At 56.2% G+C, this 26,232-nt stretch carries 21 protein-coding genes; 11 read left to right on the forward strand and 10 right to left on the reverse strand.

Annotated features, from left to right (window positions below; translation table 11 throughout):
• Positions 1-264: 264 nt before the first annotated feature.
• Positions 265-759, forward strand: a complete 495-nt coding sequence (locus AYI87_RS01565; protein WP_144199007.1) for an excinuclease — start codon at positions 265-267, stop codon at positions 757-759.
• Positions 760-906: 147 nt separating this feature from the next.
• On the opposite strand, the gene ilvN is transcribed toward AYI87_RS01565, so the two are convergent.
• The 4 genes from ilvN to AYI87_RS01585 all read right to left on the reverse strand — a co-directional run bounded on the left by ilvN (position 907) and on the right by AYI87_RS01585 (position 5,883).
• Entirely contained in the window at positions 907-1,401 is a 495-nt protein-coding gene (gene ilvN / locus AYI87_RS01570) for an acetolactate synthase small subunit (RefSeq protein ID WP_011865573.1), read from the reverse strand.
• Positions 1,401-3,122 (reverse strand): acetolactate synthase 3 large subunit, encoded by a 1,722-nt coding sequence (locus AYI87_RS01575; protein ID WP_144199009.1) that lies wholly within the window; start codon positions 3,120-3,122, stop codon positions 1,401-1,403. Before AYI87_RS01575 ends, ilvN begins: the two co-directional genes overlap by 1 nt.
• 449 nt (positions 3,123-3,571) lie before the next feature.
• Positions 3,572-4,795 (reverse strand): multidrug effflux MFS transporter, encoded by a 1,224-nt coding sequence (locus tag AYI87_RS01580; RefSeq protein ID WP_186300529.1) that lies wholly within the window; start codon positions 4,793-4,795, stop codon positions 3,572-3,574.
• Positions 4,796-4,995: 200 nt separating this feature from the next.
• Positions 4,996-5,883 carry a class II glutamine amidotransferase gene (locus AYI87_RS01585; protein ID WP_144199011.1) on the reverse strand — a complete coding sequence of 296 codons (888 nt, stop codon included), beginning with the start codon at positions 5,881-5,883 and terminating at the stop codon, positions 4,996-4,998.
• Between the two features lie 231 nt (positions 5,884-6,114).
• Between AYI87_RS01585 and AYI87_RS01590 the strand changes: the two genes are divergently transcribed.
• Positions 6,115-7,998 carry a choice-of-anchor I family protein gene (locus AYI87_RS01590; protein ID WP_144199013.1) on the forward strand — a complete coding sequence of 628 codons (1,884 nt, stop codon included), beginning with the start codon at positions 6,115-6,117 and terminating at the stop codon, positions 7,996-7,998.
• A gap of 65 nt (positions 7,999-8,063) precedes the next feature.
• Here the strand turns inward: AYI87_RS01590 and AYI87_RS01595 are convergent, their stop codons facing one another.
• Positions 8,064-8,735 carry a glutathione S-transferase gene (locus AYI87_RS01595; RefSeq protein ID WP_144199410.1) on the reverse strand — a complete coding sequence of 224 codons (672 nt, stop codon included), beginning with the start codon at positions 8,733-8,735 and terminating at the stop codon, positions 8,064-8,066.
• Between the two features lie 260 nt (positions 8,736-8,995).
• Here AYI87_RS01595 and AYI87_RS01600 point away from each other — a divergent pair, with 260 nt between their 5' ends.
• From AYI87_RS01600 to AYI87_RS01615, 4 genes are all read left to right on the forward strand, one after another.
• Entirely contained in the window at positions 8,996-9,976 is a 981-nt protein-coding gene (locus AYI87_RS01600; RefSeq protein WP_144199015.1) for a rhodanese-related sulfurtransferase, read from the forward strand.
• Between the two features lie 770 nt (positions 9,977-10,746).
• Positions 10,747-11,226, forward strand: a complete 480-nt coding sequence (slyA, locus tag AYI87_RS01605) for a transcriptional regulator SlyA (RefSeq protein ID WP_144199017.1) — start codon at positions 10,747-10,749, stop codon at positions 11,224-11,226.
• A 5-nt stretch (positions 11,227-11,231) separates the two neighbouring features.
• Positions 11,232-12,290 (forward strand): HlyD family secretion protein, encoded by a 1,059-nt coding sequence (locus tag AYI87_RS01610; RefSeq protein WP_144199019.1) that lies wholly within the window; start codon positions 11,232-11,234, stop codon positions 12,288-12,290.
• Between the two features lie 9 nt (positions 12,291-12,299).
• On the forward strand, positions 12,300-13,328 hold the full coding sequence (locus AYI87_RS01615) for a DUF2955 domain-containing protein (RefSeq protein WP_144199021.1): 1,029 nt from the start codon (positions 12,300-12,302) through the stop codon (positions 13,326-13,328).
• Here the strand turns inward: AYI87_RS01615 and AYI87_RS01620 are convergent.
• Complete coding sequence (locus AYI87_RS01620; RefSeq protein ID WP_144199023.1) at positions 13,325-14,128, reverse strand: slipin family protein; 804 nt, start codon at positions 14,126-14,128, stop codon at positions 13,325-13,327. The genes AYI87_RS01615 and AYI87_RS01620 overlap by 4 nt on opposite strands.
• Positions 14,129-14,137: 9 nt before the next feature.
• Positions 14,138-15,631 (reverse strand): NfeD family protein, encoded by a 1,494-nt coding sequence (locus AYI87_RS01625; protein ID WP_144199026.1) that lies wholly within the window; start codon positions 15,629-15,631, stop codon positions 14,138-14,140.
• Positions 15,632-15,803: 172 nt separating this feature from the next.
• On the opposite strand from AYI87_RS01625, the gene yegD reads away from it, so the two are divergent.
• The gene (yegD, locus tag AYI87_RS01630; RefSeq protein WP_144199027.1) at positions 15,804-17,213 is read left to right on the forward strand and encodes a molecular chaperone; all 1,410 of its coding nucleotides are present in this window, start codon (positions 15,804-15,806) and stop codon (positions 17,211-17,213) included.
• 67 nt (positions 17,214-17,280) lie between these two features.
• Positions 17,281-17,754 carry a CreA family protein gene (locus tag AYI87_RS01635; protein ID WP_186300530.1) on the forward strand — a complete coding sequence of 158 codons (474 nt, stop codon included), beginning with the start codon at positions 17,281-17,283 and terminating at the stop codon, positions 17,752-17,754.
• Between the two features lie 98 nt (positions 17,755-17,852).
• Here AYI87_RS01635 and AYI87_RS01640 read toward each other — a convergent pair whose 3' ends face one another.
• From AYI87_RS01640 to pdsR, 3 genes are all read right to left on the reverse strand, one after another.
• Positions 17,853-19,040: a cystathionine beta-lyase gene (locus AYI87_RS01640; protein WP_144199031.1), complete on the reverse strand. Its 1,188-nt coding sequence runs from the start codon at positions 19,038-19,040 to the stop codon at positions 17,853-17,855.
• 100 nt (positions 19,041-19,140) lie between these two features.
• Entirely contained in the window at positions 19,141-21,315 is a 2,175-nt protein-coding gene (pdsS, locus tag AYI87_RS01645; RefSeq protein WP_144199033.1) for a proteobacterial dedicated sortase system histidine kinase, read from the reverse strand.
• A gap of 2 nt (positions 21,316-21,317) precedes the next feature.
• Positions 21,318-22,010, reverse strand: coding sequence for a proteobacterial dedicated sortase system response regulator (gene pdsR, locus AYI87_RS01650; protein ID WP_011865589.1), 693 nt, complete (start codon positions 22,008-22,010; stop codon positions 21,318-21,320).
• A gap of 219 nt (positions 22,011-22,229) precedes the next feature.
• On the opposite strand from pdsR, the gene pdsO reads away from it, so the two are divergent.
• Genes pdsO through AYI87_RS01665 form a run of 3 tightly spaced genes read left to right on the forward strand, consistent with a single transcriptional unit; the run spans position 22,230 to position 26,146 of the window.
• Positions 22,230-22,985 carry a sortase-associated OmpA-like protein PdsO gene (gene pdsO / locus AYI87_RS01655; RefSeq protein WP_144199035.1) on the forward strand — a complete coding sequence of 252 codons (756 nt, stop codon included), beginning with the start codon at positions 22,230-22,232 and terminating at the stop codon, positions 22,983-22,985.
• 39 nt (positions 22,986-23,024) lie between these two features.
• Entirely contained in the window at positions 23,025-25,352 is a 2,328-nt protein-coding gene (locus AYI87_RS01660) for a marine proteobacterial sortase target protein (RefSeq protein ID WP_144199037.1), read from the forward strand.
• Positions 25,352-26,146 (forward strand): class GN sortase, encoded by a 795-nt coding sequence (locus AYI87_RS01665; protein ID WP_260865046.1) that lies wholly within the window; start codon positions 25,352-25,354, stop codon positions 26,144-26,146. Before AYI87_RS01660 ends, AYI87_RS01665 begins: the two co-directional genes overlap by 1 nt.
• The last annotated feature ends 86 nt before the right edge of the window (positions 26,147-26,232 follow it).

The raw sequence follows: 26,232 nt of genomic DNA on the forward strand, positions 1-26,232 counted from the left end.
GATAGCCAGCTGGCAGGTTTTTAGGTAGCCCTATCTCAAAGTTTGCCATTGGCTATTTACCTTTAGCCATGGAGTTGGTTATGCTCGGTGATTCCCACGGCGTTTGCCTTTGGCTGTTTATGCCTAACCTGGAATTATTCTAGCGCTGTGGAAATAAGTTGGACGCTGACCTATTGTCGGTCTGGTAATGTTAATGGAAGTGCTAGTGTGAACTAGTGCGCGGCGTGAGGATTCGCTCATGCCAAATCAACGGAATTTGTAAAGATGAAAAAGATACTGCTTGTAGGTTTGACCTCTCTGACTCTATGTTCGCCGCTGGCCTTTGCCAGAGATGATGTCGGCAACTATAACATCGCCTCAGTGCTTAATTCAGATGCGGCCAAGGCCAAGCTGGGCAGTGATGTCAGCTTCTACTTTGGCGAGCAGGCCTATGGTGAGCCGCTGCAGAAACTGGGTGAGCTGAAGACCAACAAGAAGACTAATGCGTTTAATAAGTCAGATCAGGAAGCCTGCGAATGGGTCTTCCTGTCTGCGATGATTGCCCTTAAAAATAGTGCGCTGAAGCAGGGCGGTAACGCAGTGGTGAATATCAAGTCTAACTATAAGAACAACCTGACCTCGAGCGAAGAGACCTTCCAGTGCGGCGCCGGTGCCCTGATGGCGGGTGTGGCGCTGACCGGTGAGGTGGTTAAGCTGGCCGAGGGTGCTAGTTCTGATAGTGCTAATGCCGAAAACGTTAGCCCCGAAACTGTTAAATAACTAGGTTGATAGCCAAGGCCCGTCTTGAGTTATGATTCTTGGTTTAGGGCTATTGGGTTGAGGCTTTTCGTTAAAAATAATAAAAACGCCAGCAGTTGCTGGCGTTTTTTGTGCTTATTGATTAGTCGCTAACGATTAGGTATTCGCTTAGGCGCGCATCGCTTTCTCGCCGCGGCACAGACCGACCACACCTGAGCGAGAGACCTCAATCACCTTAGTCACCTCGCCGATGGCGGCGATGAAGGCATCGAGTTTATCCGAAGTGCCGGCCATTTGAATGGTGTAGAGCTCAGAGGTGACATCCACTATCTGACCGCGGAAGATATCGGCGGTGCGCTTCACCTCCTCACGACCCGCGCCCTTGGCTTTCACCTTGATCAGCGCCAGCTCACGCTCGATATGGCTGGACTCGGTAATGTTGGACACCTTGAGAATGTCGATCAGCTTATGCAGCTGCTTCTCAATCTGTTCCAGCACTGCCTCGTCGGCCACTAGGGTAATGTTGAGTCTGGAGAGGGTGACATCGTCCGTCGGCGCCACCGTCAGGCTCTCGATGTTGTAGCCTCGCTGGGAGAAAAGGCCTACCACGCGGGATAGGGCGCCGGGTTGGTTTTCGAGTAATACAGAAATAATTCGACGCATTAGCTTTTCTCCGTCTTGCTTAGCCACATTTCATTCATCCCGCCACCGCGGATCTGCATTGGGTAGACGTGCTCTGTCTCATCGACGCTGATGTCGACGAAGACCAGCTTGTCCTTCATGGCAAGGGCCTTCTCGAGCCCGGCTTCCAGCTCGGCCGGGTCGCTGATGGTCATGCCTACGTGGCCGTAGGCCTCGGCGATCTTGGCAAAGTTAGGCACTGAGTCCATGTAGGAGTGGGAGTGACGACCCGAGTAGATCATATCCTGCCACTGCTTCACCATACCGAGGAAACGGTTGTTTAAGTTGATAATTTTAACCGGCGTATCGTATTGCAGCGCGGTGGACAACTCCTGGATATTCATCTGGATCGAGCCATCGCCGGTGACGCAGATAACCGTCTCGTCCGGCATGGCCATCTTCACCCCCATGGCGGCCGGCAAGCCAAAGCCCATGGTGCCCAGGCCGCCCGAGTTGATCCAGCGTCTTGGCTTGTTAAATGGGTAGTAGAGGGCGGCGAACATCTGATGCTGACCCACGTCCGAGGCCACATAGGCATCGCCATTGGTCAGCTTGTGCAGGGTCTCGATCACCTGCTGTGGCTTGATGCGCTCGCTGCTCTTGTCATAGGCCAGACTGTTGCGACTGCGCCACTGATTGATCTCGCTCCACCAGTAGTCGATGGCGCCTTCATCGTTTTTCATCGACGGCTCATCGTCCAGCAGGGCCAGCATGTCATCGAGCACGCTATCGGCCGAGCCCACGATGGGGATATCCACCCTGACCGTCTTGGAGATAGAGGAGGGGTCGATATCTATGTGCAATATGGTGGCGTTGGGGCAATATTTTTCCACATTGTTGGTAGTGCGATCGTCGAATCTCACCCCGATGCCGAAGATAAGGTCGGCGTTGTGCATCGCCATGTTGGCCTCATAGCAGCCATGCATACCGAGCATGCCGACGCTGTTGGCGTGGGTGCCGGGAAAGGCGCCCAGCCCCATTAGGGTGCTGACCACCGGCAGGCCGAGTTTGTCTGATAATTTAAGGATCTGCTGGTCTGCGCCCGAGATCACCGCGCCGCCTCCCACATAGAGTACCGGCTTCTTGGCCTTTAACAGGGCCTGCAGGCCTCGGCGGATCTGTCCCTTATGGCCCGTAGTCGTCGGGTTATAGGAACGCATGTTTATCTCATCCGGATATTGGTATTCGTGCAATATCTGTGGGTTGAGACAATCCTTGGGAATGTCTACTACCACAGGGCCGGGGCGACCTGTGGAGGCGATATAGAAGGCCTTCTTGATGATGGCCGGAATATCCTTGGCGTCTGTCACCAGGAAGCTGTGTTTCACCACGGGGCGGGAGATACCTATCATGTCACATTCCTGGAAGGCATCATTACCAATTAAGTTGCTGGGGACCTGTCCCGAGAGCACGACCAGCGGAATAGAGTCCATGTAGGCGGTGGCGATCCCTGTGATGGCATTGGTGGCGCCTGGGCCAGAGGTGACCAGCACCACACCCACCTTGCCGGTGGCGCGGGCATAGCCGTCGGCCATGTGCACGGCCGCCTGTTCGTGGCGCACGAGAATATGTTCTATGCCGGATTTTTGGTGCAGGGCATCGTAAATATCGAGTACCGAGCCACCTGGATAGCCGAAAATGTGTTTAACGCCTTCATCGATTAATGATCGGACGATCATGCTGGCGCCGGAAAGTTTTTCCATTGGTGATCCCTCTTAAGTTACCGCGACGGTATGCAGTATCTTGATACAGCGACGGTAATCGCTCTAAACATAGAGTCTGGAGGGTAATCCAGACTCGCGCTTCACCCAAAAGCGGTCGGCTTGGGGTGACTGTTGCCAATGAACAGAATTTCATCATATTCAATAGATGAATGAATTCAAGCCTTTTATCAGCAAAGTTTGCCAAGTTGAGCAAAACTCACGTTCGAGGTGAGATAAGCATTGGCCGAAGTGGCGGTTTGATGGGATTTGAGCGCCGCCATTAATCTTTAATCGGGCGATGTAGACTTTAGTCTCAGAAGACTATTTTGTGGCATCGCCGCCCAATTGAGTCATCGGGCGGCGGTTATCTTAGTGGCCTAATGGCTAGCTTGATGGTGAATCTAACGTAATCGTGGCGAGTTAATACGGTAATTGACGTATCAGCACCGTTAGCCCTGTCTTTGCTGTGAATGCGCCAGGAACTGGCATAGGCCCACTAGCAGCACGGCGCCTAACATGAGCGCCGAGAAGGGCACAGCAGTGCCTGTGTAGAAGAGCGCCAACAGGGGGCCGGCCAGGGCGCCAAAGCCAAATCTCAGGGTGCCGATCACCGCCGTCGCCGTGCCGGTTTCTTGCTGAAACTTCATCAGCACTATGGCGTCGGCATTGACCGACATCACGCCCAGGAAACCCATGAAGGGGATGAGCGCCGCCACGGTAAAGTGATAGCTAAGCCCCAGCAGGTTAACGCTTAATAAGCCGATACCGGCGACGGCCGCCAGCAGGGTGGCCACTTTTAGCATGCGGCGAGAGCCATACTTGACTACGATGCGGCTGTTGATCACGTTGGCCAGCATCAGGGCGCCGACATTGGTGCTAAAGAGAATGGCAAACAGGCTCTTATCCAGACCAAACACCTCCATGTAGACGAACGGTGAGGCGGTGAGGTAGCAGAAAAAGGCAAACGAGGTCATCACGCCGCTGGCGATATGTAGCTTGACGCCAGGCTTGGTAAACACCACGGCATAGGCGCCGAAGAAGGAACGTTGACTGCGGCCGCTTGTTTGCGCGTCGCTGGGCATTCTTAGCTTGGTCAGTACCAGGATAAGCAGCAAGCTGGCGTAACAGGCCAAGATGAAGAAGATCAGGTGCCACTCGCCCAGCTCGAGGATCAGGCTGCCCATGGTGGGGGCGATGAGCGGCGCCAGCATCATGATCAGGCTGACATAGGACATCCCCTTGGCGGTGTTCTTGCCATAGACCTCCTTGATGTAGCCGGGCACCACCACTGTGGCGGCGGCGCCTATAAAGGCCTGCAGGAATCTCAGCCCGAGAAACACCTCCACGCTAGTGACGAAGGCCAGTGCCAGGCTGATCAAACCAAAGCCGGTTAAGCCAAGCAGCACCAAGGGGCGGCGGCCGATACGGTCGGCGATGGGGCCGAAGGTGAGCATGCCAAGGGCATAACCCGCCAGATAGAGACTGAGGGACTGCTGCACAGTGGTGACGCTGGAGTTGAAGCTGCTGGCCAGGGTCGACATGGCCGGCAGGTACATGTCGATTGCCAGCGGCGTGATGGCGACGATGGCCGATAACATGGGGATCAACAGGGCCAGATTGGGGATGCCCTGGGGTTGGCTAAGCTCAGATGACGGGATCGACGCTTTGTTCACTCATACCTCTTGTGACCGAATTTAAGACAATTTGTGGGGGTGATAACAGGTGATGGGGATGTTATCTGGGAGAAGAACGATTGTACGGGATCTCGCCTCGCGTTGGCCAATGCTTTATTGCGCTTAGGCTAATGCAAGGCGAGCCGATTTGTAACAAAACCTTGCTAGACGGGCAAGGCCCCCTAGTCATCTAACCTGGGTTAAAGCTCTGACTGAAACGGCAGGTCCAGCTTGCGCTGACTCACTCGCTCGTTGCCTATGGCGCTCACCATGTAGTTGCGCTCCACCTTGGTCCAGTGCTCGCTCTGATCCGTTGGCGGCTCCGAGCAGATGATGATGCAGGCCTGCTCACCCTCCTGAACTTCTTCCGTGTGGGGGATAAATTCGATCCCCTCCTGGCATTCGTTAACCTTGCCACGACCGAAGAAGAGTGAGGCGGGTTTAACTCCCTCCAATGTGGCGAAACGGGTCACGACCGTGTGTTTACCATCTGTGACGGCAAAGTTGATGAAGGCGTTGGTGTCGGCGCCCGCAGCCTTACGTAGGCGCATGATGCAGGCGATAGTCGCCTCCATCGCGTTTTCCAGCTGACTCAGGCTGGCTTTCTCGGCAAATTCCAGCATGTCCATGAAGAGGGCGAAGGCATATTCTGAGTCCGTGTTGCCCTTGATCAAGGCAAAGGCGCGATCCGAGAGCTGATTGAGCAGCTGACGACGGAACTTATCGAACTGATCCAGGCGGCCGTTGTGCATCCACAGGTAATGCATGCAGGAGAAGGGGTGGCAGTTGGCCTGGCTGACCGGCATTCCCTTGGAGGCATCGCGCACGTGGGCAAAATAATGCTGAGTCTCTACCTTCTCGGCGATCATCTTAAGGTTGCGGTTACTCCAGGCGGGATCCACGTTGACGAAGGTCGCCGGGATAGGATCATCCTGGGTGGGATACCAGCCCAGGCCAAAACCGTCGGCGTTGGTGGGCACCTTACGTTTCTGGGCGTATTTGCTCTGCATCACCAGCGAGTTGGAGGCCTTAAAGATCAGGGGGGACATCAGCGCCTTGGGGCCGCTATAGGTTAAAAATCTGCACATGGACTCATCTATCCGAAATCATACCGACTCAAAATTTAGCGCGAATCACGCGGGCGACAAAGGGAAATTTACGCACTAGGCTAATTTTCGCGTCGCCTGTCGTTAAACTGTCATCTTCACGTCATGAATTCGTCTTATCTCCGTCTTAGCTTAGCGCAATTTATAGCCTATTTATCCGCCTCTTGGCGGTTCTTACTTAGGCGTACTCAGGGCAAGCAAAAGGATTAGGCAATGAATAACAAGATGAAAAAAACGGCGATAGCTTTGGTCATGGCAACTCTGGGTCTGACGGCCTGCAGCGGCGATGACGGCAAAGATGGTACAAATGGCAGCAATGGCGCAAACGGCGCGAGTAGCCTGGTTGCATTTACCCAGTTGCCAGCGAGTGACCTTGAATGTCCACTCGGTGGACAGATGATACAGACAGGCCTGGACCTCAATGGCAATGGCGTGCTGGATAGCGATGAAGTCAACGCCGAGCAGACTCAATACCTTTGTCGTGAGACGGTGTCTGGGCTTAGCGCCGAGCTGGTGGGGCGTTATGAGTCTGGCGTCTATGGTCAGAGCGCCGCCGAGATCGTCGGTTTTCATGTGGCGAGTAAACGTATCTTCGTGGTAAACGCCCAGAGCGGTAAGGTGGATATCGTCGATGCGGGCAACTTAGCCGCAATCCCGGTAACAGGCAGCGATGCCCTGGTGCTCAATAACCTGCCTAAGCTGGCTGTGCTGGATGTGGCGCAAGATCTTGGCCTGGCTCGTCTTGGCGGCGTCAACAGCCTGGCCATACATGGCGATCTGCTGGCGGTGGCAATAGAGCGCGGCGATGAGGCGGGTAACAGCAAGCAGGGGATGGGCTATGTCGCCTTCTATCGCATCGATAGCGCCGGAGAAGCCAGCCTAATCCATGGTGTCGAGGTCGGTGCGCTGCCAGACAATGTCGTATTTAGCCATGATGGCAAGCAAGTATTGGTGGCCGGCGAAGGTGAGCCGAGTGATGACTACAGCGTCGATCCGCTCGGCACGGTGGCGATAATAGCCGTGACCGATGGTATGCCGGCGACCAGCGCGACCTTACTGGATTTCAGCGACTTTAATTTGGGCGGCGCGCGCGAAGCCGAGTTTTCCAGCGACATCAAGATCAACGGCCCGGGTGCCAGTCGCGCGCAAGACTTGGAGCCTGAATATATCAGCGTATCGCCAGACGATAAGCTCGCCTATGTCAGTCTGCAGGAAAACAACGCCATCGCGGTGATCGATATTCCAAGCAAAGAAGTTAAGGCCATCTGGCCCCTCGGCTTTAAGGATTTTGGTTTAGGGAAGAACGCGATCGATGCCAGCGACAAGGATGACAGGGTCAATATTCAAGCCTATCCGGGGGTGGTTGGCTTGTATCAGCCCGATACGATTGCCAGCTACCAGTGGCATGGCAGCGACTTTGTGGTAACGGCCAACGAGGGGGACTCTCGTGACTATGGCGGTTTCTCCGAAGAGGTGCGCGCTGGCGACCTCACGCTCGATGCTAATCATCCGCAGTTTGCCGCGGCCCAGGACAAGACGCAGCTGGCGCGCCTCAAGGTGACCACCTCAATGGGAGATGAAGATGGTGATGGTGACTTCGACAAGATAGTGGCCTACGGCGGTCGCTCATTCTCTATCTGGGATCAAAACGGTCAGCAGGTGTTCGACAGCGGCAGTGATTTCTCCCGCATCACGGCAGCGTTGCTGGGGATGAACTTCAACAACAATAACGAAGAGAACAAGGGCGACAGCCGCAGCGACGATAAGGGCGCCGAGCCCGAGGCGCTGGCGATTGGCGAGATTGAGGGTAAGCGCTACGCCTTCATCGGCCTGGAGCGCACCTCTGGCTTCATGATCTATGAGATCACCAACCCGTTTGCGGTGAAGTTTGTCGACTATGTGGTCAATCGTGATTTCGAGGTCGGCTTCGAGATCGATGGCAGCGACATCACAGGTTCGCCTGAGGCGGCGGGAGATCTCGGCCCTGAAGGGATGAGCTTCGTGGCCGCGGCCGACAGCCCCAACGGTAAGCCGCTGTTGATCATAGGCAATGAGGTGAGCGGCAGCACCAGCGTGTATCAGTTGTCGCTGCAGTGAAATTCGGAAGAGACAGATAAGGAAGGAAAAAGGCGCCTGAGGGCGCCTTTTTTGTGTGCTCCCGGTTAGTTTTCTAGCAGTGAGAAGCTCTCACCGCTGTCGAGCCAGGTGGGGTATTTCTTCATGATGGCAGTAAAGACTGGGCTATCTATATGATTGGCGAGCCAAGCGCGTACCTTAGGGTAGGGAGCGTGTTGCCACCAGGTATTATCCACGTGGGCAAACTGGCGCACGAAGGGGAAGATGGCATAGTCGGCGAGGGTTGGAAGGTCTGCCATCAGCTGGGCATGTTCGTTCAGCCTGGCTTCCAGCCTGGCGATAAAGTGCTCGCCCTGGGAACGATAGTCTTCTTGCGTCTGCTCTGGATGGCGATCGGCGTACTTATACTTATCCAGCCAGGGCTTAAATTCATTGTCGTTTTCACTAATTAGATCCATGGCCGCTTGTTGCTGGCCAGGCTCATGGCTGAGGAGCAGCGCTTCTGTCTTGTCATCTCCCTCTTTGGCCTTCTTACCGAGCGCCCACAGCATGATCGACAGGCTCTCGTCGATCACGCTGCCATCTTCTAGGATAAGCACAGGCACAGTGCCCTTGGGGCTGGCCGCTAACATGGGCTCAGGCTTATGTTTGAGGACTATCTCTCTGAGCTCCACCTCCTGGCCAGCGAGAAAGAGGCCCAGGCGGGCGCGCATGGCATAGGGGCAGCGACGAAACGAATATAATATGGGGTAGGCCATGGGGTCTCCTTGATTGCTGGCGCTATTCTTCATGGCTTTGCCCTAAATCGCAACCCCGAAAGGCGTTTAGTCGTTTTGAGTAAGCGGCCGTGCAAAGCGTAATAAATACCCTTACTTTTTCTATCTGTTTGTTTAACTGTGATTTAGGTAGAATTCGCCTCCATTTTGCGCGCCATGTCACTTATGGTCATCCTTAGGTTGAAAGCGCGTCTATTCATGCACTGGGGATTAAGCCTCAGCGAGCAGTTTAAGAGGTTGATATGTCTCAGTTTGTAGTATGTGCGTTATATAAGTTTGTCTCCCTGCCGGCCTTCGAAGCCCTGCAGCAGCCATTGCTTAAGGAGATGGAATCTTTAGAGATCAAAGGAACTTTGCTGCTGGCCAGCGAAGGGATTAACGGTACGGTTGCCGGCAGTCAAGCGGGGATCGATAGTCTACTGGCCTGGTTAGACGCCCAGCCAGGACTGGATAACATCGTCTACAAGTTATCATTCGATGATGAGATGCCTTTCTATCGCACTAAGGTCAAGCTGAAGAAAGAGATAGTCACCATGGGAGTCGAAGGCATAGATCCCTGTAAGGTGGTGGGCACCTATGTGAAGCCTAAGGACTGGAACAAGCTGATCTCAGATCCCGAGGTGCTGCTAATCGACACCCGTAACGACTATGAGGTCAACATAGGCACCTTCAAGAATGCGGTCGACCCTAAGACCCAGACCTTCAGGGAGTTTCCCGACTATGTGAAGCAAAATCTGGATCCTAAGCAACACAAGAAGGTCGCCATGTTCTGCACCGGCGGCATTCGCTGCGAGAAATCTACCGCCTACCTCAAAGAGCAGGGGTTCGATGAGGTGTATCACTTAGAAGGCGGGGTGCTTAAGTATCTGGAAGAGGTTAAGCCCGAGGAGAGCCTCTGGGAAGGCGAGTGTTTCGTGTTCGACAATCGCGTGTCGGTCAACCATCAGCTGGAAAAGGGAGTCTACGACCAGTGTAATGCCTGTCGTCTGCCTATTACCGAAGAAGACAAACAAAGCGAGCATTATGTTCAAGGCGTGAGCTGCCCACACTGCATCGACAAGTTGTCTGACAAGCAGCGCAAGCGTTTCGTCGAGCGTGAGCGTCAGGTGCAACTGGCCAAGTCACGCGGCGAGAGCCATATCGGAAGCGATGTGAAGCAGGTGATCGAGGCGCGCCGTCAGGACAAGGTCGAGCGCAAACAGCGCCAGCACCAGGAAGGCTAACTGATCGGCTCTGATTTCTGCACGATTGTTTGGGCGAAAAGCCAGAACAGCTTCTATACTTAAAGGGCTGCTAGAGATGAGTTGCATCGGGCGACCTGTCTGCTTGACGAGCAGTATTGGCGAGGATGTAGATAGCCTTTCAGTTTTTAGAGTCTGAGCCAATGTATTCAGAGTAAGAAGCAAAGGCGAGTGTTGTGTTATGCAATGCTCGCTTTTTTATTGGCTGCGTTGGATTGACTGATTTGGGTGAGTAGAAGAGAAGTCAGTAGCTGCGTTTGAGCTAGTTGCCCTGAACCAAGCGCCGTGCAGGCTAAGACGTTAGGTGCTGATTAAGACGTTAGGTGCTGATTAAGACGTTAGCTGCTGGTGACCATCAGCTTGTTTGTCTTTATAGCTTTGCCCTGTGTCCTTTTCTCTTCGGTGACATATGCCGAGAAACCCGCTATATCCAATAGTTTTCATTGTTTAGACTTCTACCGTCTACCGTCTACCGTCTACCGTCTACCGTCTACCGTCTACCGTCTACCGTCTACCGTCTACCTTCTACCCCTCAGTTTTTCTAATTCGCTTTTCCGTTTTCACTTATTTCCTATTAACTCACCTAAATTCATTATTCTCAGGCATCTGGATGGGCGAGGGCGTCAGGCGACACAGTTCTTGGATGTAATTTATTTTCATCTCACCATTTACTTAGCCTGCTAAACAAATATAATGCTTAGCATGCTAAGTATTATATTTGTTTGCGTCACAATGCCTCGAGGAGGGTCAAGATGGCAGCAGAAAATCGAGATTGGGCCGAATCGTCCAATGCGGAGCGAGTCGCTAGGCTCGCCAGGCTTTGGCGCATGGTCGCCGATGCCGAGCTTGCCCCATTGGGCTTGACCCATAGCCGCTGGAGTGTGCTTTGGAAGCTCTATCGCATGGGCCAGCAGACCAGTCAGAAAGATCTTGCCGAGGCCCTCGAGATAGAGCTGGCGTCTTTGATGCGCACCCTGAGTCAGCTGGAGCAGCAGGCACTTATCGAACGTCACTGCTGCGAGCATGACAAACGCGTGCGGCGCGTCTCCTTAACCCAGGCTGGCCAGGATCTGCTGGCCTTTATTCGTCAGCGCATTATCGATCTGCGCGCCGAGCTTTATCAGGGAGTTAGCCCAGAGCAGCTCGAAGCGTTCGAATTTGTGCTCAACCGTATCAGCGAAAACGCCGTAAAGAAATTACACCCCACCGCCACAGATAAAGAGGAAAAGTAGAAAGCATGACACCGGATCAGCAATTTGCCCGTTTAGTTAAGTTTGCCAGCATCGGCTTCATTCTGCTGTTTGGTTATTTCCTGGTGGCCGACCTTAAGATGCCGCTGACCACCCAGGCGATGGCGACGCGCACCATTACCCAGGTCGCGCCTCAGGTGAGTGGCCGAGTCGTCTCGGTACAGGTCGCCAATAACCAGAAGGTGAACCAGGGCGATCTGCTGTTTAGCCTGGACGCGACCCCATTCCTGCTGGCCCAGGAGCAGGCCGAATTGGCTTTGGAGCAGGCGAGACAAGATAACGCCGAGTTAGATTCAGCCATCGCCGCCGCGACCGCCGAGGTGAGCGCAAAAGAGATCGCCTACGCGCTCAAGCAGCGTGAGGCCAAACGTATTCAATCACTTTATGCCAATCAGAGCGTGTCGCAGCAGATGATCGATCAGGCCCAAACTGAGGTGAAAGCCAGTCGCTCCCAGCTGCTGGCCGCCAAGGCGCAGCTGGCTAAGGTAAAGACCCTGAGGGGATTACCGGGCGAGGATAACCTCAAGCTGCGTCAGGCCAAGAATCGTCTGTCTCAGGCGCGACTTGCCCTGAGTTATACCCAGATCCGCGCAGAACACGATGGTGTGGTCACCAACGTGCAGCTGGCCTCGGGCAACATGGTGAATCAGTCGACGCCCGTCATGGCGCTGCTGCTGGATAATGTGGATGTGATCGCCGATTTTCGTGAGAAGAACCTGCGTCACATAGTCCCGGGCGCGACTGCGCTGGTGGCCTTCGATGGTCGCCCTGGTGAGCTGTTTCAGGCGAGCGTCAGCAGCGTCGATGCCGGTGTGAGTCAGGCCCAGTTCGATGCCAATGGACGTCTGGCGACGCCAACCGAGTCAAACCGTTGGGTGCGAGATGCCCAACGTTTCCGTCTTCACCTGGAGCTGGCACCCGATGTGGCCATATCCCTGCCGGCCGGCGCCAAGGCAACCGTGCAGCTTCAGCCAAGCAATGTTATCTATCAGCTGTTTGCCAAGGTGCAGATCAAGTTTATCAGCCTGCTGCATTACATCTACTAGGGGCGAAGCGTGTTAATTCGTCATCATCCCTTAAGCGCTAACGATCTGCGCCAATGTCTGCGTATCGCGACCGGCGCCACCTTGGGCTTTCTCAGCTGCAAGGTGCTGGAATTTAACTATGGGGTCTTCTTTACCGTTCTGCCCATGTTGATGCTGGGGGTCTTGCCTAAGATGTCGCTGCATGCGGTGCGGCAGGTGATGGCCTCGTCCGCCATCGCCATCATTGAGGTGGCGCTGCTGGCCGAGTATTTGGGCTCGCACCCGATAGTGATGTCCATGGTCGCTTTTTTGCTGTTTCTCTATCGTTTTGCCTGCATGTCCCGCGGCAGCCTGTTTCTGTTTGGCGCCACAGGGGTGATCAGCCTGAGCATCATGCTGCACTTTGCCAGCTACCCGGATACTGATTTGACCGAGCTGGCGATCAATAACTTCATGGGCTGTGGTTTTTCCGTGCTTATTGCCTACCTGATGATGTACCTGTTTCCCGACGTCGATGCACGGGCGCCTATGGCTGCCATGCCTAAGGCGCCCCATCGCATGCGTCACGAGGCGCTGATGGGGGCGACTATCGCCACCATCTCCTTCGCCGTGTTTCAGGTGTTTGATCTGCGTGATTCTCTGGCGGCCCAGGCGACGACATTGTTGTTACTCTTTCCCATGCACTGGAACGGCGCCCTGGGATATGCCAGACGCCGCGCCGTAGGTACCATTCTCGGGGTGGCCTGTGGTCTCTTGATGCAGCTGCTGCTCTATACCTGGGCTCACGAGCTGGTGCTCCTGTTGCCGCTGTTCTGGTTGGTGACCCTGCTGTTCAGTCAGGCTCATGTGACCGAGGCGATGGGCTCTGGGGTGGGATTCGGCGCCATGACCACCATGGGGACCCTTTATGGGCAAAACCTGACGCCGGCTAACGATCTCATCTACAGCAGCCTCTATCGCGGCGCGAGTATCTTAGGCGCCATCGTGCTGACCCTGATGGCCTGTTACTTGGTGCATCTGCTGCTTAACCGCTTCGAGGCGACCCGTTTCGGTCATTAGTCCTCCGTTTTCTTTGCCGGGGTCTCTTCCTGGTCGCTAACCCGGTTTAGCACTCCCTTGAGGAGATCCATCGGCAGAGGGAAGAGGATGGTCGAATTCTTCTCGCCGGCGATCTCTGTCAAGGTCTGCAGGTAACGCAGCAAGATGGCGTTGGGCGACTTTTTAAGGTTCTGCGCCGCTTCTACCAGCTTGGCCGAGGCCTCCATCTCGCCCGAGGCGTGGATCACCTTGGCGCGACGGATCCGCTCCGCCTCTGCCTGTCTGGCGATGGCGCGCACCATGGTCTCGTTGAGATCCACATGTTTTATCTCCACGTTAGAGACCTTGATCCCCCAGCCGTCGGTGCGGCTGTCGAGGATAGACTGAATATCGGTGTTGAGCATGTCGCGATTGGCCAGCATCTCATCCAGCTCATGTTGCCCGAGTACCGAGCGCAGTGTGGTCTGCGCCAGTTGTGAGGTGGCCTGCAGAAAATCCTCCACATTGATTATCGCCTTCTGGGCATCTATCACCCGAAAGTAGATCACCGCATTGACCTGCACGGAGACGTTGTCGCGGCTGATCACATCCTGAGTCGGTACATCCATCACCACGGTGCGCAGATCCACCCGCACCATCTGTTGCACCAGAGGGATCACTATGATGAGGCCTGGGCCCTTGACCCGGTAGAAGCGCCCCAGCATGAAGATCACCCCGCGTTCATATTCCCGCAGGATCTTGAAGGTGCTGATCAGCAACGACACTAGCAGGAAGACGAGGGCGACGAAGAAGAGCTGGGTATTGTAGGCTAAGGCTTCCATATAAACCTCCTAAGGATTGTCTGAATCGGGCAGCGTCGCCGCAGGGGTAACGATAAGGGTAAGTTTGTCGCGCCCAAGTACGACAACCGTCTCGCCCGTCTGGGTCTGGGTATCGGATCTGGCCTGCCAACACTCGCCGCCCAGGGTGACCAGGCCGTACTTTTCGAAGCCTTTCACCACTCGAGCGCTGGCGCCGATGAGCAGATCGTCACCGCTGACGTTGGCGGCCTTACGCGCCTTCCACAGGCTGGAGAGCACCCAGAGAGAGAAGCCCGAGGCGGTGACCGTCACCGCGGCGATAAGCGGCAGCGAGATGGAGAGATCGCCGCCCTCTGCATCGATAAGAAACAGCGAGCCCAGGGCGAAGGCCGCGATACCACCCAGGCCCAAAATGCCGAAGCTGGGCACCATGGACTCGGCGACGATGAGGGCTATACCCAGCAGGATCAGTCCAAGCCCCGCGTAGTTGACCGGCAGCAGCTGAAAGGCGTAGAGGGCGACCAAGAGGGCGATGCCGCCGGTGATGCCGGCGACGCCTATGCCAGGGCTGTAAAACTCCAGCAGCAGACCATAGATACCGATCAACATCAGGATATAGGCGATGTTGGGATCGGTTATGGTGGCGATGACGCGATTGCGCCAGCTCTGCTGATGGGGCGTTAGACGCATCCCGGCCAGGGACAGGCGCTTAGCCTTGCCATCCACCACCACGCTAAACCCTTCGAGCTTGGCAACTAACTCTTGGGGATCGGCTGCCATCAGGTCGATCACATTTTGGGCCAGTGCCTCATCTGAGGTGAGGGTGGCGGCATCGATAACGGCGCGCTCGGCAAACTCGACGTTCCGGCCTCTCAGGTTAGCCAGTGAGCGAATATAGGCCACCGCATCGTTGAGCACCTTGTGGGCCATGGCATCCTTGTTGTCCTTTGGCGTTGACTCGGGAGTAGACTGACCAGCACCATCCTTTTGTGCTGCTCTATCCTGGGAGCCAGATTCTTTGGGATCAGACCCAGAACCCGAACCCGAACCAGAGTCCTGGGGTGACGAGGGCATTCCAAGCTGCACTGGCGTGGCCGCGCCTAGCGTGGTGGCGGGGGCCATGGCGGCGATATGACATGCATAGAGCATATAGGTGCCGGCGCTCATCGCCCTGGCGCCTGGCGGGGCTACCAGACAGGCGATTGGGATCTTGGAGGCGAGGATCGCCTGATTGATGCTTCTGAGACTGGTGACCAGCCCCCCGGGGGTATCTAGCACTATCATGATAAGCTCGGGTCGCTGCTCAATCGGCAGGCGATTGGCGTGGTCTATCTCCTCACTTAGGTATTCGCCTATGGCAGGGCCTATGGCGCCGCTAAATTGCAGCAGGGGGATGGATTGGGGCGTGGTTTGCCGCGCGGACTCACTGTTTTCCTCTGCGGCCGACACGCTCTTACCCAGGCTCAGCGCGATTAGCAAGAGCAGGAGGATAACACTCAGTGAACGTCGGTTTAAACAGTGCATAACGACTCCCAATATCCCTTTAAGTTTAGTCGATTTCCCATGGGCGATATTTGCGTCGGCATTGGCGGGCGCTTTTGTCGGTGCTTGGGTGGTAGGTATTTGAGTCGGCCGCTTGTCTTTTATGCTGAGTGTGTTATTTTGCTCGGCTTTTTCATGGGCGGGAGCGCTTTGCATGTTTGTTGGATTCGATTATGGCAGCGCCAACTGCGCCGTCGGTATTATGGATGGTGAAAGGGTGCAGCTGCTGCCCTTGGCGGGGGATTCTCACTACCTGGTATCGACCCTATATGCTTTCGACCGAGAGTTGATTGCCGAGGCCGTCTATCAGCAGCTAGCTGGTGAATTGAAGGCTGATTATGCCAAGCTACGCTCGGCGCAGTTGAGCCGTGCCCGTCATGCCCGTCAGGCGCTGGATCTCGACGGCGATGAGCAGGCGGTGTTTGTCGGTGAGCAGGCGGTGGCCCATTATCTTGAGATGCCCGAAGAGGGCTTCTATGTGCGCTCGCCCAAGTCTTTCCTGGGCGCAACCGGTCTGCGAGCGGATCAAATAGCCCTGTTTGAAGATATCGTCACCCTGATGATGATGCATATCAAGAGCTTGGCGGATAAGCAGTTGGGGGCTAAGGGAAGAGCCACCCATGCGGTGATCGGTCGCCCGGTCAACTTTCAGGGGATAGGCGGCGAGGAGAGCAACCGTCAGGCCGAAGCCATCCTGGCGCTGGCGGCCAAACGGGCCGGTTTTATCGAGGTAAGTTTCCTGTTCGAGCCCCTGGCGGCGGGTATGGATTTCGAGGCCAGTCTGAGCCAGGACAAGACAGTGTTGGTGGTGGATGTGGGCGGCGGCACCACAGACTGCTCTGTGGTAAAGATGGGGCCCTCTCATATCGCTAAGGCGGATCGCAGCGAGGATTTTCTGGGTCACAGCGGCCAGCGTATTGGCGGTAACGATCTGGATATCGCCTTGGCGATGAAGGCTTTCATGCCTCACCTTGGGCTGGGGTCTCAGATGGTCAATGGCCTGCCTGTGCCAAGCCAACCCTTTTGGAATGCGGTTGCGGTTAACGATATTAGCGCACAGCGTGACTTTGCCAGCCTGACGACCCGCAAGATGATCGAGGAACTGATCAAGGATGCCGAGCGCTCGGATCTGCTGTCGCGCCTGCTCAAGGTGCAGCGTGATCAGCTCGGCTATCGATTGGTCCGCAGCGCCGAGGGGGCGAAAATTGCCCTGTCAGATAATGTGGCCACTCAATCGAGTCTGGACTATGTCGATGCGGCGCTGACAGCCGAAGTCGATCAGCAAGGCTTCGTTGATGCGATCGCTCAGCCTGTGGGCTTGATCCAAGCCTTAATGGCGGAGGCGATGGCTAAGGCAACAGATAAGGCAACAGATAAGGCAACAGATAAGGCAACAGATAAGGCGCAGGCCGATATTATCTATGTCACTGGCGGTACGGCCAAGAGCCCGGCGATTTACCAGAAGATTGCCCAGATGTATCCTGAGACTGAGATAGTGGTCGGTGACCACTTTGGCAGTGTGACCGCCGGACTAACCCGCTGGGCGCAAAAGGTTTTTGGCTAACGCAATAAGGTGTTAGGGCGTTAAGGCAATAAGACCACAAAACAACGAGACAACAAGGCAAAAAGGAATGAAGATGAAAGCTTGGATTGGAATCATGTTTGTCGCAGCAACAAGCCTGCTGGCGGGCTGCGGCGATGATGTAGGCAAGGTGAGCCTGGGGGTCTTTACCACCAAGGATGTGATCATCGAGGCCAGGCAAGATCCTAAGATCCCCGGCGTGACCTGTCATATCAGTCGTATCGAGGCGAATCTGGACTTTGCCGATCCGTCGGATATGGGGATCGCCTGCCGTCAGACCGGACCGATTTTGCCTGCGGATCTCGCCAATATCGACAAGAGCCACGGCGGCGAGGTGGTGTTTAAGGCCTCACTGAGTATCTTGTTCAAATCCCTCAAGGTGAGACGCATCTATGACGCCGACAGCCAGACGCTGATCTATCTCTCATACTCCACCAAGGAGACAGATGGCAGCCATAAGCACAGCCTGTCAACCGTGCCCCTGTATGGTACCCAGGCCTGGCAAGCGCCTGCGACTCACTAGCGTGAATCGGAAAAACCTGCAGGTAATCAAAACAAAGAAAACGCCGTCATCTGACGGCGTTTTTTATGGTTAATCCCCACGCTTATTCAGGCGAGGCGCTAGTCGCTCTGGCCATCCAATACCGCGTTGTAGCGGGCGAAGCCGGCCTCAAGATCTTTGATGAGATCTTCAGGATTTTCCAGGCCCACATGCAGGCGGATCAGCGGCTTGCTGTTGTCCCACTGGGTGGCGGTGCGCAGCTTGTCGATGCCAAATACGCCCAAGATCAGGCTCTCGTAGCCGCCCCAGGAGAAGCCCATCTTGAAGTGATGCATGCCTTCGACGAAGGCAGTGATCGCCTTGATGTTGCCGCGTTTGAGCACGAAGGAGAAGAGGCCGTTAGAGGCGCTGAAATCTCGCTTGAAGAACTCATGCCCGGGGCAGGAGGCAAAGGCGGGGTGGCGCAGATGATCCACCTCTGGGCGTGTGGCCAGCCAGTTGGCGATCTCGAGGCCATTCTTCTCATGCTGGGCCATGCGTACTCCCAGGGTGCGCAGGCCGCGACTGGCGAGATAGATATCATCCGCCGAGGTGCACTGGCCCATGAGGTAGCTGTTTTCTCTGAGCTGGTCCCAATGAGCCTGGTTTGCGGTGGCGGTTCCCAGCATCACATCCGAGTGACCGACGATATATTTGGTCGCCGCCTGGATTGAAATATCCACCCCCAGCTCGAAGGGGCGGCAGTTGATGGGTGAGGCCCAGGTGTTATCCAGCATGACCACCAGGTTGTGGCGATGGGCGATGGCGCTCAGAGTCGGCACGTCCTGCACTTCTAGCGTGATGGAGCCCGGAGATTCGAGAAACAGTACCTTGGTATTGGGGCGGATAAGCGCCTCTATGCCATCACCTATGAGGGGATCATAGTAAGTGGTCTCTATGCCGAAGCCCTTGAGTAGCTTGTCGCACAGATCCCGGGTCGGTTCATAGGCGGTATCGACCATCAGCAGATGATCACCCGCCTTGAGGAAGGAGAGCAGGGCGCCTGAGATGGCCGCCGAACCTGAAGGGTAGAGGGCGGTGCCTACGCCGCCTTCGAGCTCGGCGATGGCCGCCTGGAAGGCAAAGTGGGTTGGGGTGCCTCGGCGACCATAAAACATCTCGCCGTTGGCGCGGTTCTTGGTGGCATGACGCATATCCTCTATGGTGTCGAACACCACGGTGGAGGCGCGAAACACCGGCGGGTTGATCACTCCCTTGCTCCACTTCTTGTCGCGGCCGACGCTGACTATCTTGGTCTCTCTTTTCATCCCATACTCTCGTGTTGGCAACTCAATGCAGCCATCTTAACATCTATACGGCTAAATGAAAGTGAGATTTATTGGAGTGTTTTCCCTTTTAGTGTGGAGGTTACTGCGCCTCCAGCGGCAGACGGATATGGATAACCACGCCGGTGGCCTGACCATCCTGCATCAGGTTTTCGGCGCGTATGCTGCCCTTGTGAAAATCGGTGACCAAGCGGGCGATATAGAGCCCCAGCCCCAAGTGAGGCTTGTCCTGTGCCTTCTGGGCGCGCACAGACACCATGGACTCGAAGATCTGCTCGCCCATGTTGGCGGGCAGCGAAGGCCCCAGGTTACTCACGCTCAGCAGTGCCTGTCGGCCCTTGGCCTTGAGCGACACCTTAATCGGCGTATCACTCTGGCTGAACTCGATGGCGTTGGCGATCAGCTTGTCCATCAGCTGGGCGATATACTCAGGCACCCCGCGCATGGTCATGGGGTCTTTGTCTATCTCCAGCTCAAATACCTGATTGGCATAGGTCATCTGATAGCCCTGCATACAACCTGAGATCACCTTGGAGAGGGGGAAGTTGTCCACCTCGGCGTCGGTCAGCGCCTCTTCGAGACGGGTGGCCTCGCTCATGTTGTTGAGGATCATGTTGAGGCGGCTCACCCCTTCGTGGGCGCGATCTACATACTTCTGGTGTTGCGGCGGCAGATCCTGGCTGTTGAGGTGCTCGAGTGACGAGCGTACCACGGCGACCGGCGTGCGCAGCTCATGACCGAGGCGCGACGACATGTTCTCCAGATAGTGGGTATATTGGCTTAGTCGGCCGACTATGCTGGCGAAACTGCGGCTGAGATCGCCTATCTCGTCGCGCACCTTAGAGCCGACAATCGCCTTTCTGATCCGGCCCTGGCTGTCGATCGCTTGCTCGGCATCGTCCCTTAGCTTACGAATGCGACTGGAGATGCTGGAGGCGAAGAAGAAGAGCGCCAGGGTGCCCATGCTCATCACGGTCAGGATCACGTTAAACAGCTTCTCCAGCGCCTTGTTGCGTAGGGTGCGAATGCCGTGGGTGGTCTCCTCGGCGATCACTACGCCCATCACGGTATCGTCGATCCAGATAGGGCTGGCGGCGGCGAGGATCACCGCCTTGCCATCTGGGCTGAGGCGCCAGGTGGAGCCAAACTGACCGGCCAGGGCCTTACGGATATGGCTACCCTCCAGCACGGTAGAGTCTTTGAGCGAGTCGACGAAATGCTTAGGCGGCGTAGTCAAAATGCGATAGTAGAGCGGGTGCAGGAACTGCTGCTTGAAGCGGCCCCAGAAGGTATCCGGTGTCTGCTCGGTTGCCGTCTGCGCCCATACATTGGTGCTGCTGTAGATGTCGCCGGATTTCGCCAGTACCCGGCCGTGACGATCCACCACCCAGATCCGCGAGCTGTTGTGGCTCATCCCCTTGATGATGCTTTCGATCTCCGGCGAAGGCACCAGAACCGTCCCCAGCTTGGTGACATCATCTGTGGCCGAGGTGCCGACGATCGCCTCGACGTTACGCACTTTTCTGTCGTTAACATCGACGATGGCAAAGCCCAGCTTGCTGCCCACCATCTCAAGCGGCATCCTCAGCTCGATATTGTAGCCTTTATCTGTCTTCAGCCATTTGCCCTGGATGCGCACCTCTGGGGTGACTGGCTGGGACTTGCGGGGATCGGCTGGCAGCTCGAAGGCGCTGATCCAGCCGTCGCGTATGGTGGCGACGATATAACGGCGGAACTGGCCGTCGGGCGCCAGGGTGGCGATGGCCAAGTGATCATTGTTGTCGATGCGCAGGCTGTTGGTGCCGCGGTAGATCACCTTAGGATCTGTCACCTCGAAATAGCCATAGAGGTAGCCGGCATACTTGCCCACCATATGGGTGAAACTGATATTGAGTGGCTTGCCGTCATCGGCCTTGAATAGCTGGTGATCGGCGCCATAGGTCACCGCGCGGTGGCGGTTAGAGGCCCATTCGCCCAGCTTGCCATCCAGATGGATAGGGCCGGTTAGGGGATAGGCGTAGAGATCCCGCCCCTTCTTCACCTGTGACAAGAAGCTCGCCTGCTTGTCGAACAGCTTGGGACGTTCATGCAGGGCGGTGGCCAGGGCCTGGGTGGTGCCTTCCAGGGTCTTTTCCTGGCCGTGGCGCAGGTATTTCTCCATCTCCCACACATATTGATAGCCAAGCCAGGGCAGGCAGAGCAGGAACAGCGAGAGTACGGCGACCTTAGTGCGCAGGCCGATGGGCAGATTAAACATGCTTAGTCTTGGGTATCCCAGCGGTAGCCCATGCCGTAGACGGTATCTATGCAATCGAATTCTGGGTCTTGGCTGATAAATTTCTTACGGATCCGCTTCACGTGGGAGGTGATGGTGCTGTCATCCACATAGATCTTGGCGTCCTGCATCAGCGCCTGGCGACTACGTACATGGCCTGGGCGTTTGGCCAGGGCGTGCACCATCCAAAACTCGGTGACCGTCAGCTCGATAGGCTGCTGCTTCCAGTACACCTGGATGCGGTTGACATCTATGGTCAGGTTGCCGTGTTCTATCATGCCATCTTGTGGGTTGGCACCATTTTGGATGTCCGAGCGTCGAAATAGCGCCGCGAGGCGGGCGATCAGATGGGGGAAGCTGACATCCTTGCTCAGATAGTCGTCGGCGCCCAGCCTCAGGCCGCAGACGGTGTCGAAGTCACTGTCTCTGGCGGTCAGAAAGATGATAGGCAGGGTGTTCGACATGGCTCTGAGTGACTGGCACAGGGTAAAGCCGCCATCTATCTCATCTTCCAGGCCGATGTCGATGATTGCTAAGTCAGGCAGACGCGTGTTGAAGGCCTCCATGGCGCTGGGGCGGTTGGCGTACGCCTGCACAAAGTAGCCTTGCTGCTGCAGCACCTCTTTGTAGTTTTCGCGGATAGCCGCCTCATCTTCAACTATTGCAATACGCTTCATGATCCATCCATTACAGCTTAGGGTTTCTGGAGTGTGACTATACAGCAAAATATTCGGGAGAAAAGTGGCTCGGGGTAAAAGCCATTTTCTTGCCACATTTGGTCTGCGCATCGTCATTTTTGCACCCCGGACTTGCCATTTCACTCAGGTTTAATGACCTCATCGACAGGAACCACAGGGTTCTTATTCACCAATCCATGTCAACTTGAGGATTTTCCCATGAAGAAGCAGATCATTGCCGCATTAATCAGTGTTTCGTTATTTGGCAGCTCAATGGCTTTCGCTGCCCCCGCAACTCAAGCGACTCAAAGTACAAGTAACAGCTCGGCCGATGAAGAGGCGCTTATCGGTGTGGGCTCTGGCATAGTGCTGGGCGCCGTGGTTGCCGGCCCTGTGGGGGCGATTATCGGCGCCTTCACCGGCGGCATGATAGGCCAGACGGTAGCCAACGACAGCGAGATCAAACAGCAGCAGGCCACGTTAGCCGAACAGGAGAGCCGTATGATGGCGCTCAAGCAGCAAAATGAAGCGCTGCTGACGGTGCAGCAGGAGTATCAAGAGGCCAAGGTGGAACTGGCACAGCTTAGACAGCATCAAGGGACCCGTTTGGAAGAGCTGGCCTTGGGGCTCAACGTCCAGTTTAAGACGGGATCATCTACCGTCGAGCCACACTTTCAGAGCCTGCTCAACGAGGTGGCCGATGCCATGGCGATCTCGCCGCAACTGAAATTAGATCTCACCGGCTACGCCGATCGCCGCGGCGACAGTAGCTACAACCAGGCCCTGTCCGAGCAGCGCGTAGCCGAGGTGAGAAGCTACCTGGTATCCAGAGGCGTAGATGAGGCCCGTCTGGATGCCAAGGCCTATGGTGCCAGCGCGCCGGTGAAGGATGAACAGAGCTTCGAAAATGACTTCTTCGATCGCCGCGTCACCATCAAGTTGCTGCCTGGCGATACCGCCCTGGCATCTAACTAGATCCCGCACCATGAAGCAACGCGTAAAAGGAGAAGTAAGATGTTGCCACGCCCGCGTCTCAGGATGAACCAGACTGACCTTTGCCCCCCGAGGGGGGCGCTTTTTTCTCGCCAGCGTCTGGTGCTCGCCGCCTTGGTGTTCAGCGTTAGCGCGATTGGTTCGACTGCTCCCGCCTTCGCGCTTATGGGGCAACCGGCCGGTGTCAATGTGACGGCTGCGAAATATGGTGAGCAGCTGCACCATTTCGATCTGCCCGCCGCCGATGAGCCCATTTTAGGCCAGGGGCTGATCGAGTATCGCTTAGATGGCGTTCAGCTAACGAGCGAGGTGCCCGCCACGGCCCTTGCCGTGGATACCCAGGTGCAGATGAATATCTCTGGTTGGATCAATCGGGTGTCGGTAAAGCAGGTGTTTGTGAACGACAGCGAGCATTGGCTCAATGGCCGCTATCAATTTCCGCTGCCTCACGATGCGGCGGTCGACAGCCTCAAGCTGCATATCGGCCAGCGGGTGATAATCGGTGAGATCCAGCCCAAGGCTGTAGCGAGGCAAACCTTCGAACAGGCAAAGGCCAGCGGCAAGAAGGCCAGCCTGGTGAGTCAGCAAAGACCCAATATTTTCACCTCAGAGGTGGCGAATCTGGGCCCGGGCGAGGCACTGGTGGTGGAGATTGCCTATCAGCAGCAGGTGCGTTATCAAGATGGCGAGTTCAGCCTGCGTTTTCCAACGGCCATCACCCCGAGATACTTTCCCAAGGGGCAGGCTCTAGACTTAGAACAAGCATCAGTTGACGATGCACAAGGACTTAACGCCCTTAATGAGGGGGCACAGAGCGATGAGCAGAAGCTCTATCTGGATGTGGTACTGGATGCTGGCATGGCCATCAGCCGACTGGAGACCCCCTATCATCAGATGCGCCAAACCCAGCTTGGCGGTACTAAGATAGGGCTCAATCTCACAGCCAACCTGCGACCCGATCGCGACTTTCTGCTTAAGTGGCGCCCGCTGCTTGCCGAGCAGCCAAGCGCCGTGATGTTTGCTCAGCTAGGCAAGACTCACGAACTCAAGAATCACGAATTCAAGAACCAGGAATCCCATGCACCTTCACCGGCAGGCAATGATGAGGCGGTGAGCGAAGCGAAAGCGAATCAAGCGGCAGAGGCGCAAGCGAGTGATAAAGAGGCGAAGGACAGTTACGCCCTGGTAATGCTGATGCCGCCCCAGGATAAGGCGAGGGTGCGCCTGCCAAGAGAGCTGACCCTGGTGATCGACACCTCGGGCTCAATGACGGGAGATTCGATCGCCCAGGCCAAGTCGGCCATCTTAAATGCCTTAGCCGGTCTTGGCAGTCAGGATACCTTCAATGTGATCGCCTTCGATAGCAGCGTGCGCAGCCTGTCGCCGGTAGCCTTGTCAGCCACGGCCGCCAACCTGGGCAAGGCCAATCTGTTCGTGCAGAGTCTGGAGGCCGATGGCGGCACCGAGATGGCCCCGGCGCTGCTGCGGGCCTTGAGTCAGCCAGAATCCCGCGTGTCGCCCATCTCATCGGCAGAGCGTTTGAAGCAGGTGGTATTTATCACAGACGGCGCCGTGGGCAATGAGGCCTCACTGTTTGCGCTGATCGCCGCCAATATCGGCCGCCAGCGGCTGTTTACCGTGGGCATAGGCGCGGCGCCCAATGGCTACTTTATGGAGCGCGCGGCCAGGGCGGGGCGGGGCACTTACACCTATGTGGGTAAGATAAGCGAGGTGGATGCCAAGATAGGTGAGCTGCTGGAGAAGATTGAATCGCCGCAGATCAGCGATGTGACTCTGACGCTGGACGATGGTTCGATTCCCGATTATTGGCCGGTGCAGATAGGCGATCTCTATGCCCATGAGCCCATCATGGTGGCACTGCGACTCACGCCCGCGCAGCGGGCGCGCAGCGATGCCCTGATCATCTCGGGCGATCTCGATGGCAAGAACTGGCAGCACCGCCTTGCCTTGACGGGGGGCGATAAGCCCAGAGGGATAGATCTTATCTGGGCGCGTAACCAGATAGCCAGCCTGCAGCTGAGTAAAAACGCCAAGAATCAAGGGGCGATAAAAGAGAGCGTGACCCGATTGGCGATGGATTATCACCTGGTTAGCCCTTACACCAGCCTGGTGGCTGTGGATAGGACGCCATCACGCCCCGAGGCGATGGATGCCATGGAGCTGTTTAAACCAGCCCCTATGCCGATGCAAAATCAGTGGCCGCAGACCGCCACCGAGAGTCGTCTCTACTTGGCACTGGGCGCCATGATGCTACTGCTGATCGGCGCCTATTGGGTGAGTTATCTGCCCTGTCTGCGCGGGCTTTGGCGCAGACGCTTGGAGGCCTGATGATGAATCGTCGTAGACGCCTGGGACTCAGGCATGTTTTGCTTCTGACCGCCTTGATGGCGGCGATGACACTGATCTTTAAAGGAGGCTATATGCAAGCCAAGGCACATTTTGCCCAGTTCCTGATTGAGCGGGCATGGGACAGAACCTTAGCGGATCGCAAGGCCCATAAGCCCTGGAGCTGGGCCGATACCTACCCGATCGCCAAGCTGCACTTTGAGGACGAGCAGGGGCGGCGTCGCGGCGCGCCGCTGTATGTGCTGGCGGGTGCCTCCGGGCGCAATCTGGCCTTCGGACCCGCCGCCATCCTGGCGGATAATCAGATCAATCATTGGGGCAACACGGTTATCGCCGGTCACAGGGACACTCATTTCGCCAGACTCGAGGGGATCTATCCGGGTCAGGTGATCGCCCTGCAGGATGCCTCGGCAGAGACCATAAGTTATCGGGTGCTGGGGACTAAGGTGGTGGATGAGCAAGACACCGCGCTGCTTGCCCAAGAAGATGCGCTGCGTCTGACCTTAGTCACCTGTTATCCCTTCGACAGCCTGGGCGGCCAGAGTCGTCAGCGCTTCGTGGTGATCGCCGAGCCCATGCGTAGTGAGGGTGCGGGAGAAAAGGCGGGAGAGAAGACAGGGGATAAGGCGGGAGAGCAGGCGCTGGCAACGCGTCTGCCCGCATCGCCGGAAGCGCCGATTATCTCTGAGGAAACTGAGTTATCTAATTTACCTCAGTCGCCCCAGCGATATCAGTCAGCTCAGTTACGTCAGCAATCGGGGCGACTGCAATCCTAGTGACTAACGTTCACAGATTAGCCTTTAGCGCTCTCAGATTAGGGATTGGCACTCTCAGATTAGCGATCAGTGCTCATCGAATCGGG

Source organism: Shewanella sp. KCT (assembly GCF_007636505.1).
Taxonomy (GTDB): domain Bacteria; phylum Pseudomonadota; class Gammaproteobacteria; order Enterobacterales; family Shewanellaceae; genus Shewanella; species Shewanella halotolerans.